Raw genomic sequence first — 10,829 nt, 5'->3', positions numbered from 1 at the left:
ATTCTCCCGCCCTCCCACCGGCTTGAGGTTCGGCGCCGTCGAGGCGATCCCCTCCCCGGGAACGAGAATACGCACCCCTCCGCGCCCCCACTCCGAAAATCCGCTGCGAGGAGGGAAAGTCCCCGGGAGACTGCCCGGATGACCACCATCATGCCCGAATGGGAACAGCGTGTCTCCGCTCTGTGGGATGCCTTCGACGACCACGAAGAAGCCGAATTCCGCGTTTTGATGAACGAGTTGGTGGCCGAGCTCCCGGAGGACGACGCAGTCGGGCTCTTCGAACGGGCATCGGCGTGCGACTCCACCGGCCGGGGTGAGGAGGCCATCGGTCTGTACCGACGGGCTCTGGGGATCGGACTGACAGGAGAGCGCCGGCGGCGTGCCGTGGTCCAACTGGCGAGCTCCCTGCGGGCGCAGGGACAGGCACGGGAAGCCGTGGATCTGCTGACCACCGAACGGGAGCGGGTCTCGGATCATCTCGACGACTCCGTGGCCGCCTTCCTCGTCCTCGCCCTGGCCGACGTGGGCCGTGAACGGGAGGCGGTGTCCCTCTCCCTCAGGACCCTCGCTCCTCACCTCCCGCGTTACACCCATTCGGTGAACGCCTACGCGGAGGAGATGACGGGCTCCGGTGGGACGTCCTCCTGACGCGTGGTCCCGATGGCACCGGGCCTCTCCGGCACGGGGCCGATGACGTGTGATCATGCGCGAGGGCGGTCGAGCCACCGAGCGACGAGGAGAGCGACATGTGGCCACGGGTGAACGGTCTGCGGGCCCTGGAACTGGGAACACCCGGTGCGCTGCGCGAGGAGTTGAACGCGCTCGTACTCGCCGGGCGCAAGGTCGCCACCACCGGCCTGCTCGCCGAATACGCCGAGGAGGGCGAGGAACTCGAACACGTCGGGGAGCGCATGGCGCTGTTGGACGACGAGGGCGGGGCGATCGCCGTCGTGGAGATCACCGGGGTGGAGGTCACCTCCTTCGCCGGGGTCCCATGGGAGCACGCCCGGGCCGAGGGGGAGGGGGACGCCTCCCTGGAGGAGTGGCGCGAGGGACACCGCCGCTTCTGGGCCCGCGAGGGCACCCCGGTGGAGGACGGAACCGAGGTGGTCAGTCTCTCCTTTCGGGTGGTCGGAGCGGAGTGAGAGCCGGACCCCGTCCCGCCCCCGGTGGGGCCCCGGCTCAGTTCGAGGGCACGACCGGGAACCGGACGCCGAACCACTGCTCGGCCCCGTACTCCTCGAACCGCTCCACCTCGGCGAACCCCGGCTTCGCCGCCAGGCGCATCGCGGGCTCGTTGGCCGTTCGGGTGCAGAGCACCACCGGCTCGCCGGGGCACGCGCCGGTGAACCAGTCGAGTGCCGCCGCGCACGCCTCCGCCGCGTACCCGTGTCCCCATGCCTTCGGCAGGAACGGGTAACCGAGTTCGGCTTCCCCGCCCTCCGGCCGAACGCGACGCGGATGGTCCGCGTCGCGTCGATCGAGCGTGGTCATCCCGACCATCGCCCCGTCGAGTTCGACCACGAAAAGGCCGAGGCGTCGTCCGGGCACCTCGGGCATCGCGCGTTCGAGTTCGTCACGTGGCCGGGCACCGCCGATGTGGGTGCCCACCTCCGGTGAGGAGAACAGCTCGACGAACGCCGCGCGGTCCCGGGCCTCGGACTCGCGGAGCACGAGTCGCTCGGTCCCGATCGGGACGGGCGGCCAGGTGACGGATCCCGGTTCGTCCATGCCGGCAACCTATCGCTCCTTCACGGAACCGGTCCCGGGGAGAGAGTTCGGGGGGCGGGAAACCGGCCACGGGCGAACCGGCCCCGCGTCCGGGGCGCACCGGGGCCCTCGGCGTGCCCCGAACCCGGCGGGGAAGACGGGGAGCCGCCTGTCGGACCCTCCCGGTAGTGTCCCGGTCATGCGTGGAGACGATGTTCGCGGGGCGTTGGAGGACGCGGAGACCTTCCTGGGTCGGCACACCGAACAACCGTGGGCGGAGCTGTCCGTCCCCGGTCTGGACTTCACCGTGGCCTCGGTGATCCGGCACGTCACCGATGTCCTGCTGTGGTACGCGCTCGACCTCGCCGGCGGCCCGGGGGACGAGATCGCCTTCGACAACTCCGTGCGCGCCGACGCGGCCCCGGCCGCCCTGGTGGCGAGCCTCGGGGCGGCCGGCCGGGTGTGCGCGGCGATCATCGACGCCTCCGGGCCGGAGTCGCGCGGCTTCCATCCCCACGGGACCGCCGACCCCTCCGGGTTCGCCGCCATGGCCTGCGACGAGATCCTCGTGCACACCCACGATGCCGCCCTCGGCCTCGCCGGGGACGGCGGCGGGGACTTCACCATCTCCCCCGACCTCGCCCGTGCGGTGACGGCGCGGCTGTTTCCCTGGCACGAGTCGATACCCGACCCGGTGGAGGGACTGCTGTGGGCCAACGGCCGGATCGACCTGCCCGGGCGACCCCGACAGGAGAAGTGGCGCTGGCACTGCGCGCCCCTGGCCGAGTGGGACGGGTCGGCCCCCGGCACGCGGTGATCGACACCGGCCGGGGCCCGCGGGTCGCGGCCGGGGCCCGGGAAAGTCGCGGTCGGTGCCAGGAAAAGGAGTGAACGTGATGGGAGACGGAGGGAACGGGGCGGCGGGACCGACCCTGCGCCCGGGCAGGCCCGGTGACGCGCCGGCGCTCACCGCCCTCGCCCTGCGCTCCAAGGCGCACTGGGGTTACGACGAGGAGTTCCTCGCCGCCTGTCGTGAGGAGTTGACCCTTCGCCCGGCGGAGGTCGAGCCGCGCCGAACGATCGTCGCCGAACGGGACGGCCGCCCGCTCGGCTTCTCCACCCTTGAGGGGGAGCCGCCGGGGGACGCCGAACTCGGCCTGTTCTTCGTCGAGCCCGCCGCCATGGGCCGGGGTCTCGGCCGGGCCCTGTTCACCCGTCTCCTTCTCGACGCCGGGGCCCTCGGGTTCGAACGGGTGGCCTTCGACGCCGACCCGTACGCCGAGCCCTTCTACCGGGCCATGGGCGCGGCGCGGGTCGGCGGGTCCCCCTCCGGCTCCATACCCGGCCGCGTCCTCCCCCGCATGGCGATTCCCGTCCCGCCCCGGGGCCGATCCCGGGGGTGATGGTGGGGCGCCCCGCCCGGCCGGTCCGTTCCGGCGTCAGTCGCCGGCGGGGGTGATGGTGAAGTTGCCCCGGAAGACGTTCTTCGGGTCGTGGGCGGCCCGCCGTTCGGTGGCCACGGCCTCCCGCAGGGCGGGGGCGACCTCCCGGCCGAAGAACGCCAGGGCGTTCGGGTCGTCGGAGCCGAGGACGAAGGTGGACACGCCGTCCTCCAGCGCCAGGGGCAGCAGTCGCTCCAGCAGGGTGTCGACACGCTCGCCGGGGTCGCCGAAGTCACCGGGCAGGTTGAGCAGCCGGCGGATCTCGCGGGGGTCGCGATCGTGCCTCGTGGCTTCCTCGTCGATGATCGCGTTGCCCTCGCGCAGCCCGGGGGAGGAGAGGAAGCCGAGGCTGGGCAGCCAGCCGTCGGCCTTGCGGGCGACCAGGCGCAGCATGCGGGGCTTGTAGGCGCCGAGCCACACGGGCACCTCGTGGGCGGGGGCGGGGCCGCGCTTGGCGCCCTCGACGCGGTGCACGGTGCCCCGCACCCGAAGGGCGCGGCGCTCGTCGGTGTCCCATACGCCGCGGATGATGTCGATGGCCTCCTCCAGCCCGGTGACGCTCTCGCCGGGGGACAGGCGTCGGCCGCCCATGGCCTCGATGGCGTCCCAGAAGGCGCCCGCCCCGAGGCCGAGGTTCACCCGTCCCCCGGAGAGCAGGTCGAGGCTCGCCACCGAGCGGGCCAGGACGGCGGGGTTGCGCAGCGGGAGGTTGAGGACGTTGCCGGAGAGTTCGACGCGTTCGGTGCGGGCGGCGACCCAGGACAACAGGGTCCAGGTGTCGAGGAAGCCGGGTTGGTAGGGGTGGTCCTGGAAGGTCACCAGGTCCAACCCCACGTCCTCGCTCAGTCGGGCGAGTTCCACCACGGCGTCGGGGGCGTCGTTCCGCGGGGTGAGGAAGGAGCCGAACCGCAGGTCGTGTCCGTAGTCGGGCATGACGGTCTCCGCATCGATGGTTGATTGATCAACCGTAAGACGAAAAGGTGACGTTTCAACCAAGAGCGGTATCGATGGCACGTCACCCCGTCGACTCCGGGTACCCGGAGTCGACGGGGTGGACACCCACCGGGGGCGGATCACGGAAGGCGCGGCGCCCTCGATCGCCGCCCGCCCCTCCGGGGTCGGGCGGATGACCGCGCTCCGCGCGTCGGAGGGGTTCGCCTCCCGGCCGCCCGGCCCCCGCTCCTCCATACGCCGCAGCTGGTGGGAGAGCCGATCTCTTCTCCCGCGGCGGGCGACAGCGCGGCGCCGGGGAGCTCATCCGCTCGTCGGAACGCTCGAACAGGACGGTGAGGATCTCGTGGTCGGCCTCCGACATCCCGCTGTCCGCCAACAGGTGGTGATCGAGACGGGCCCCGGGCGCCGGCGCGGGCACAGGCGGGAATGCCGGGCCCGGTGCTTCCGCTCGTCCGGCCGGCGCGTCTCGATCCCCATGCGCCCACCCCACCCGGGTGGTTGACGGATCACCTTCCGTGTGGGGCCCGGCCCCGCCGGGGCGACCGGTGGGGCCGGGCCCGGGGGAGTTCGGTCCTGACCAGGGCCCGGGCCACCGGTTCACCGCTCGTCCGGGCGTACGCGAGCCGTTCGCGCACCTCGCGCATCGTGCGCGGACGGTATCCGGGGCCTCCGCAGCAGCTCTTGTGGAAGTGGATCCCGGCGTTCAGGAGCACCGTCAACACCCGCCACCCCTCGGTGTCCGAGCGCCGGGGAACGGCGAGGGCCGCCCCCGCGTGGATCATCACATCCGCACAGTGCGGGCATTTCCGCCACTCCGGATTTCGGGAGGCCTCCCATCCCCGCTTCCACGAACGACGGCAGGGGAGACACACGTACGTGGTCTTGGCCGGGGACGCGGGAGGCCTGAAGGCAGCGTAGAAGCCGCACCGGTCACTTGCGAACGCTTTTCCGACCGCCGCACGCGGCGGCACCTCCCGGTCGTCCTCACTCCCGCCCGGAGGCGGCGCGCAGCAGGCGCAGCTGTCCGATCTCCGCCACGTTCTTCATCAATTCGGCGTTCACCCACGCCACCGTGTCGAGGACGGTGAACCCCGAGCCCTCCGGCCACGGGAAGGGGGCCTCGACGTCGAGATCGGTCCCCTCCAGGTCGTCCAGGACCGCCGACCACCGCGCGCACAGCCCGCGCAGCCACTCCACCGCCCCCTCGTCACCCGGCCAGGTGATCTCCTCGCGCGCCCGGGGCGGGCGCCCCCGCGGATGATCGACGGTCACGCCCCACCACCACCCGATGTGCCACCCCAGCCAGGCGATGGTCGGCACCGGCACCGGATCGGGACCGGCCCCAACCGCCGGCCGCTCCCGGACCCCGGCGGGTCACGATGCCGTGACCGGAGCGCGGCCGGACCGTCGTGGCGCGACGTCGACCCCGGGGCGTAGGGCAGAATCGATCCCGATGAGTACGTATCGGGATCGGGTGCCGCGCGGGACCGCGCGGGCGGCGGTGCTGCGCACCATCGCCGGCCGGGAACGCCGCTCCCACCTGTCCGCGCCCCGGGTCCCCACCGTCGGCATCGACATCGGCGGCACCAAGGTCATGGCCGGGGTCGTGGACCCCGACGGCGCCATCGTCGAGCGCCTGCGCACCGAGACCCCCGACAAGTCCAAGAGTCCCAAGGTCGTCGAGGACGTCATCACCGAGCTGGTGCTCGACCTGTCCGACCGCCACGACGTGCACGCCGTGGGCATCGGCGCCGCGGGGTGGGTGGACGCCGACCGTTCCCGTGTCCTGTTCGCCCCGCACCTGGCCTGGCGCAACGAGCCGCTGCGCGAGGCCCTCGCGGCCCGCCTGGTGGTGCCCGTCCTGGTGGACAACGACGCCAACGCCGCCGCCTGGGGCGAGTGGCGCTTCGGTGCCGGGCGCGGCGAGGACCACCTGGTGATGATCACCCTGGGCACCGGTATCGGCGGGGCCATCCTGGAGGACGGTCGGGTCAAGCGCGGGCGGTACGGGGTGGCGGGGGAGTTCGGCCACATGCAGGTCGTCCCCGGCGGCCACCGCTGCCCCTGCGGCAACCGGGGCTGTTGGGAGCAGTACAGCTCCGGCAACGCCCTGGTACGGGAGGCCCGTGAGCTGGCCGCCGCGGACTCGCCCGTCGCGCAGCGCATCCTGGAGGTCGTCGAGGGCCACATCGGGGACATCACCGGTCCGATGATCACCACCCTGGCCCGCGAGGGCGACCCGATGTGCGTGGAACTGCTGGAGGAGATGGGGCGGTGGCTCGGGGTTGGCCTGGCCAACCTGGCCGCGGCCCTGGACCCCTCCTGCTTCGTGATCGGCGGCGGGGTCAGCGAGGCCGACGACCTGCTGGTCCGCCCGGCGCGAGAGGCTTACCGCCGGCAGTTGACCGGGCGCGGTTACCGTCCCGAGGCCCGGATCGTGCGGGCCGAGCTGGGTGTCGACGCCGGCATGGTCGGTGCCGCCGACATGGCCCGCCTGGTGGCCCGGCGCTTCGTGCGGGCCAACCGCCGCCGCGCCGAGCGCGTGCACCGTGCCGGCTGGATCACCCCCGCGCCCGCGTCGGTCGGCGGGGAGTCCCGCCCCGGCGGGGTCGGCCGACGGGAGGAACCGGCACCGGGGACCGACCGGCGCACCGGCGCCGGCCCGGTGGGGGAGGAGCGGTGATGAGCGGACCGATGGGCGGACCCATGGGCGAGGGGCCCACCGGGGGTCTGAGCGGGGCCACCGCCTCCCGCGAGCAGCGCGTCCCCGCCTACGTGCCGCCGCACCCCCCGCACATACCGCGTCGGCGGTGGGTGGTGGCGATCGTGGTGGTGCTCCTGATCGCCATCCCGGCCGGCTACCTCGTCCTGTCGGGGGCGCAGAGCCGGGACAGCGGCCAGGACAAGCAGCGCGCGGCCTCCGCCAGGGCCCTGGTCTACGAGTGGCCCAGCCGGGTGCAGCGCCGCATCTACGACGTGCCGATACCGGACGGTTCCACCTACGTGGGTCACTACGAGACCAACAGCTGGGAGCGCAGCACCCTCTACGTGCAGTTCCGCACCTCACCCGAACAGTTGGGCGTCTTCCTGGAGGACCTGGGCACCAGTCGGGCCGGCCTCAGCGACGGCACGGTCACCATCCCCCGTGAGCACGCCGACGTGATCGGGTGGGACCTCGCCGACCCCTCGCGGTCCTGGGCGGGGGTGACCGTGCAGCAGTCGCCCGCCGAACCCGAGGTGGCGATCACGGTGGACGTCACCAAGCCGGAGCGGCCCCGGGTGTACGTGGTCTCCACCACCGAACCCTGACCCCCGGCCGTGCCCCGGGACGCGCCGTCGGTCACCATCCGGCGGCGCGCAGCACCTCCCGCGCGATGTCGAGCACCTCGCGGCCGTCCGTCCGTACCCGAACCGTCCCCTCGGGGGCCGAGGCCGCCAACCGGTCCGCCGCCCGCAGGCTCCGTTCCGGGTGCCGGCCGAAGTCCGACCCGGTCTCCCGGCCGGCCCGCCCGTTCCCTCCGGCTCCGTGGCCGTGGGTGCTCAGCCCAGGTGATCGACGGCGAGGCGACGGGCGGCGCGCTCCAGCAGCGGTCCGGCCTGCGCCATGCACACCTCGGGGTCCGACTCCAGGTCGGTGAGCGCGTACGCGGCGCCGATGCCCGCCTCCCGCAACGTCGCCGGATCGATGGCCAGCCGCCCACAGACCGCCAATACCGGCGTGCCGACCTTTCCCGCCGCCGCCGCCACACCGGCGGGTGCCTTGCCGTGCAGGGTCTGCTCGTCCAGTGAACCCTCACCGGTGATCACCAGTTCGGCGCGGGCCAGGGCGGAGTGGAAGCCGAGCACCTCCATCATCACCTCGACCCCGGGCCGGAAGACGGCACCGAGCCCGGCCAGGGCCCCGAAGCCCATGCCGCCGGCCGCGCCGGCGCCCGGCGCCCCGGAGGCCCCGGTCGCCCGGGCGCCGGCGGCCTCCTCGAGCAGCCGCGCCCACACGCCCAGGGCGGCGTCCAGCGCGGCGACGTCGGCGGGACCGGCGCCCTTCTGCGGACCGTAGACGGCGGCGGCGCCGGTGGGGCCGGTCAGAGGGTTGTCCACGTCACCGGCCAGGACGATCCGGGAGGCGCGCAGACGGGTGTCCAGGCCCGAGAGGTCCACCCGGGCCAGGTCCCGCAGCGCGGCCCCGCCGGGCGGCAGCTGCTTGCCGCCGGAGTCCAGCAGGCGGGCGCCGAGCGCCTGCAACATGCCCGCGCCACCGTCGGTCGTGGCCGAGCCGCCGACGCCCAGGACGATCGTGCGGGCGCCCTCGTCGAGAGCGGCGACGATCAGTTCCCCGGTGCCCCGGGTGCCCGCGGTGAGCGGGGCGAAGGTGCGGTTCGGGAGCAGACGGAGACCGGACGCCTCGGCCATCTCGATCACGGCGGTGTCCCCGCGCACGGCGAAGCGGGCGGTGACCGGGGCACCCAGGGGACCGGTCACCCGCTCGCGGTGGGCGGTGAAGCCGGCGGCCAGGGCGGCCTCCACGGTGCCGTCGCCGCCGTCGGCGATCGGGAGGGACTCGACCATCAGGTCGGGGCGTTCGGCCAGCAGTCCGGCCCGGACGCGTTCGGCGACCTGCTCGGCGGTCAGGGAGCCCTTGAACTTGTCGGCGGCGATCAGGATCCGTTCGATCCGCTCCGTGCCGGCCATTGCGCTCCGCCTCTCCGCGGCCCCGATGACGCCGTGTACCTCGTCGAACGTCGGGCAGGAGCCGCCGAGGTACCTCGGTGCCGAGGGCCGTTGTGGTGCTTCGAATCGTGGTGTCGCAGGTGACCTTATCCGGCCGGCCCCGACCCCACCACGGCGCCATCGGCGGTACCGGTCACAGCGCACGCGACAGGAGACGGGACAAAAGAGTGAATAACGGGCATAGTCGGTCCATGCAAACGGAGACCCGAACACCCGACGAGCCCCCGGCCGAACCGGTGGACGCGGGAGCCGTGCCCGGAGCCCCGCCCGTCCCGGACGGGAAGATCATCGCGATCGGCGCCGGTGTCGTCCTCGCCGTCGTGCTGTGGGCGGCCCTCGCCACCGACTCCTTCTCGGCGGTCGCCGACACCTCCCTGGAATGGGTGCTGGCCAACTTCTCCTGGCTCTTCGTCATCGCCGCCGACATCTTCCTGATCGTCGCCGTGGTCCTGGCGCTCAGCCGTTTCGGTCGGATCCGGCTGGGGCGCGACGACTCCGAGCCGGAGTTCACCAACCTGGCCTGGATCGCCATGATGTTCAGCGCCGGCATGGGCATCGGACTGATGTTCTTCGGTGTCGGCGAACCGCTCATGCATTACGCCTCCCCGCCCCCCTTCAGCGGTGTGGAGCCGGAGACCACCGACGCCGCCCGCACGGCCATCGAGTACTCCTTCTTCCACTGGACGCTCCACCCCTGGGCCATCTACGCAGTCGCCGGCCTCGGCCTGGCCTACGTGACCTTCCGCAAGGGACGCGGCAACCGCCTCAGTTCCGTCTTCGTCCCGTTGATCGGCGAGAAGCGCGCCATCGGCTGGCCCGGTCGGCTGATCGACCTGCTCGCCGTCTTCGCCACCGTCTTCGGCACCGCCACCAGCCTCGGCCTGGGCGCCCTCCAGGTCGCCCGCGGGCTGAACATCACCATGGGCGTCGAGGACGGCCGCGGCCTGCAACTGATCATCATCGCCGCCCTGGGCAGCGCCTTCGTGGTCTCCGCCTTCTCCGGACTGCACCGCGGCATCAAATGGCTCAGCAGCATGAACATCGTGCTCGCGATCGGCCTGATGGTCTTCATCTTCCTGATCGGCCCCACCGTCTACGTCCTCAACAGCATCCCTCCCTCCGTGGGCGCCTACCTCCAGGACTTCCTGGCCCTGGCCACCCGGACCGGGGCCTACGGGGATCAGGAGTGGCTGGGCGCCTGGACCATCTTCTACTGGGCCTGGTGGCTGTCCTGGGCGCCCTTCGTCGGCACCTTCATCGCCCGTATCTCCCGGGGCCGCACCGTGCGCGAGTTCCTGATCGGCGTCCTCCTGATCCCCAGCGGTGCCTCCATCATCTGGTTCTCCGTGATGGGCGGCAGTGCCCTGCGCATCGACTCCATCGGTGCCGCCGACCTCACCGGCGAGGTCGCGGCCGGTGGCGAGGAGGCCGCGATGTTCGGACTGCTCAACGCCCTTCCCCTCGGCGCCGTCACCTCGGTCGTCGCGATGATCCTGGTGATGACCTACTTCGTCACCAGCGCCGACTCCGCCTCCCTGGTCATGGGCTCCCTCACCAGCGGCGGCACCCTGAACCCCCGTCGCTGGCTGGTGGTCACCTGGGGTGTGCTGATGGCGGCGGTCGCCGCCGTCCTGCTCGTGGCGGGAGGCCTGACCGCCCTGCGCTCGGCCACCATCCTGGTCGCGTTGCCCTTCGTGCTGGTGATGCTCGCGATGTGCTGGGCCCTGGTGAGGGAACTGCGCGCCGACCCCGGGGCCGGCCCCTCCCGTCACCACCCCATGCACGGCATGCGCGACGCGGTTCGAACGATGATCGGCGAGGCCATGGATGAGGAGCGGCAGCCGCGTGACCGACGCCTGCGCAGGGTCGCCGGTTCCAGGCGCGGCGGTCGCGGCCGTGCCGGCCGGGGCACCGGGGGTCCCACCACCCCGCCCGGTGCCGGCGAGCCGTCGGCCGACCCCGACGACAGGCCCTGAGGGCGACCCCCGCATCCCC

The 10,829-nt window shown here is 72.9% G+C and carries 11 protein-coding genes and 1 pseudogene; 7 read left to right on the top strand and 5 right to left on the bottom strand.

The genetic code is table 11. The features are described from left to right. Positions 1-138: 138 nt before the first annotated feature. Positions 139-648 (top strand): tetratricopeptide repeat protein, encoded by a 510-nt coding sequence (locus FNQ90_RS04405; RefSeq protein WP_182605056.1) that lies wholly within the window; start codon positions 139-141, stop codon positions 646-648. 98 nt (positions 649-746) lie between these two features. Further along, on the top strand, positions 747-1,145 hold the full coding sequence (locus FNQ90_RS04400; protein ID WP_182605055.1) for an ASCH domain-containing protein: 399 nt from the start codon (positions 747-749) through the stop codon (positions 1,143-1,145). Between the two features lie 37 nt (positions 1,146-1,182). On the opposite strand, the gene FNQ90_RS04395 is transcribed toward FNQ90_RS04400, so the two are convergent. Next, the gene (locus FNQ90_RS04395) at positions 1,183-1,731 is read right to left on the bottom strand and encodes a GNAT family N-acetyltransferase (RefSeq protein WP_182605054.1); all 549 of its coding nucleotides are present in this window, start codon (positions 1,729-1,731) and stop codon (positions 1,183-1,185) included. Between the two features lie 178 nt (positions 1,732-1,909). Between FNQ90_RS04395 and FNQ90_RS04390 the strand changes: the two genes are divergently transcribed. Continuing rightward, positions 1,910-2,527 (top strand): maleylpyruvate isomerase N-terminal domain-containing protein, encoded by a 618-nt coding sequence (locus FNQ90_RS04390; RefSeq protein ID WP_228470847.1) that lies wholly within the window; start codon positions 1,910-1,912, stop codon positions 2,525-2,527. A 79-nt stretch (positions 2,528-2,606) separates the two neighbouring features. Next, entirely contained in the window at positions 2,607-3,113 is a 507-nt protein-coding gene (locus FNQ90_RS04385; RefSeq protein ID WP_182605053.1) for a GNAT family N-acetyltransferase, read from the top strand. A gap of 36 nt (positions 3,114-3,149) precedes the next feature. Here FNQ90_RS04385 and FNQ90_RS04380 read toward each other — a convergent pair whose 3' ends face one another. From FNQ90_RS04380 to FNQ90_RS04370, 3 genes and pseudogenes are all read right to left on the bottom strand, one after another. Next, positions 3,150-4,085, bottom strand: coding sequence for an LLM class flavin-dependent oxidoreductase (locus tag FNQ90_RS04380; RefSeq protein ID WP_182605052.1), 936 nt, complete (start codon positions 4,083-4,085; stop codon positions 3,150-3,152). A 527-nt stretch (positions 4,086-4,612) separates the two neighbouring features. After that, a complete protein-coding gene (locus tag FNQ90_RS04375; protein WP_323379771.1) occupies positions 4,613-4,888 on the bottom strand; it encodes a hypothetical protein in 276 nt (91 codons plus the stop codon). Positions 4,889-5,090: 202 nt separating this feature from the next. Continuing rightward, a pseudogene (locus FNQ90_RS04370) lies at positions 5,091-5,441 on the bottom strand (DinB family protein); the annotation flags it as partial. A gap of 118 nt (positions 5,442-5,559) precedes the next feature. On the opposite strand from FNQ90_RS04370, the gene FNQ90_RS04365 reads away from it, so the two are divergent. Together FNQ90_RS04365 and FNQ90_RS04360 are read left to right on the top strand one after the other, a co-directional pair. Beyond that, entirely contained in the window at positions 5,560-6,789 is a 1,230-nt protein-coding gene (locus FNQ90_RS04365; protein WP_182605049.1) for an ROK family glucokinase, read from the top strand. After that, a complete protein-coding gene (locus tag FNQ90_RS04360) occupies positions 6,789-7,415 on the top strand; it encodes a hypothetical protein (protein ID WP_228470846.1) in 627 nt (208 codons plus the stop codon). Before FNQ90_RS04365 ends, FNQ90_RS04360 begins: the two co-directional genes overlap by 1 nt. Positions 7,416-7,646: 231 nt before the next feature. Here the strand turns inward: FNQ90_RS04360 and FNQ90_RS04355 are convergent, their stop codons facing one another. Beyond that, positions 7,647-8,795 carry a glycerate kinase gene (locus FNQ90_RS04355; protein WP_182605048.1) on the bottom strand — a complete coding sequence of 383 codons (1,149 nt, stop codon included), beginning with the start codon at positions 8,793-8,795 and terminating at the stop codon, positions 7,647-7,649. 230 nt (positions 8,796-9,025) lie between these two features. On the opposite strand from FNQ90_RS04355, the gene FNQ90_RS04350 reads away from it, so the two are divergent. Beyond that, complete coding sequence (locus FNQ90_RS04350; RefSeq protein WP_182605047.1) at positions 9,026-10,810, top strand: BCCT family transporter; 1,785 nt, start codon at positions 9,026-9,028, stop codon at positions 10,808-10,810. Positions 10,811-10,829 lie beyond the last annotated feature (19 nt).

The organism is Streptomyces alkaliphilus (assembly GCF_014141535.1).
Classification (GTDB): domain Bacteria; phylum Actinomycetota; class Actinomycetes; order Streptomycetales; family Streptomycetaceae; genus Streptomyces; species Streptomyces alkaliphilus.
The sequence above is the reverse complement of the archived record's forward strand: the minus strand, read 5'-3'. Positions and strand labels throughout refer to the sequence as shown.

Coding starts and splice junctions, on each gene's coding strand:
- FNQ90_RS04400 (WP_182605055.1), top strand. CDS start 747: ATGTGGCCACGGGTGAACGGTCTGCGGGCCCTGGAACTGGGAACACCC.
- FNQ90_RS04355 (WP_182605048.1), bottom strand. CDS start 8,795: ATGGCCGGCACGGAGCGGATCGAACGGATCCTGATCGCCGCCGACAAG.
- FNQ90_RS04390 (WP_228470847.1), top strand. CDS start 1,910: ATGCGTGGAGACGATGTTCGCGGGGCGTTGGAGGACGCGGAGACCTTC.
- FNQ90_RS04395 (WP_182605054.1), bottom strand. CDS start 1,731: ATGGACGAACCGGGATCCGTCACCTGGCCGCCCGTCCCGATCGGGACC.
- FNQ90_RS04360 (WP_228470846.1), top strand. CDS start 6,789: ATGAGCGGACCGATGGGCGGACCCATGGGCGAGGGGCCCACCGGGGGT.
- FNQ90_RS04365 (WP_182605049.1), top strand. CDS start 5,560: ATGAGTACGTATCGGGATCGGGTGCCGCGCGGGACCGCGCGGGCGGCG.
- FNQ90_RS04350 (WP_182605047.1), top strand. CDS start 9,026: ATGCAAACGGAGACCCGAACACCCGACGAGCCCCCGGCCGAACCGGTG.
- FNQ90_RS04385 (WP_182605053.1), top strand. CDS start 2,607: ATGGGAGACGGAGGGAACGGGGCGGCGGGACCGACCCTGCGCCCGGGC.
- FNQ90_RS04375 (WP_323379771.1), bottom strand. CDS start 4,888: ATGATCCACGCGGGGGCGGCCCTCGCCGTTCCCCGGCGCTCGGACACC.
- FNQ90_RS04405 (WP_182605056.1), top strand. CDS start 139: ATGACCACCATCATGCCCGAATGGGAACAGCGTGTCTCCGCTCTGTGG.
- FNQ90_RS04380 (WP_182605052.1), bottom strand. CDS start 4,085: ATGCCCGACTACGGACACGACCTGCGGTTCGGCTCCTTCCTCACCCCG.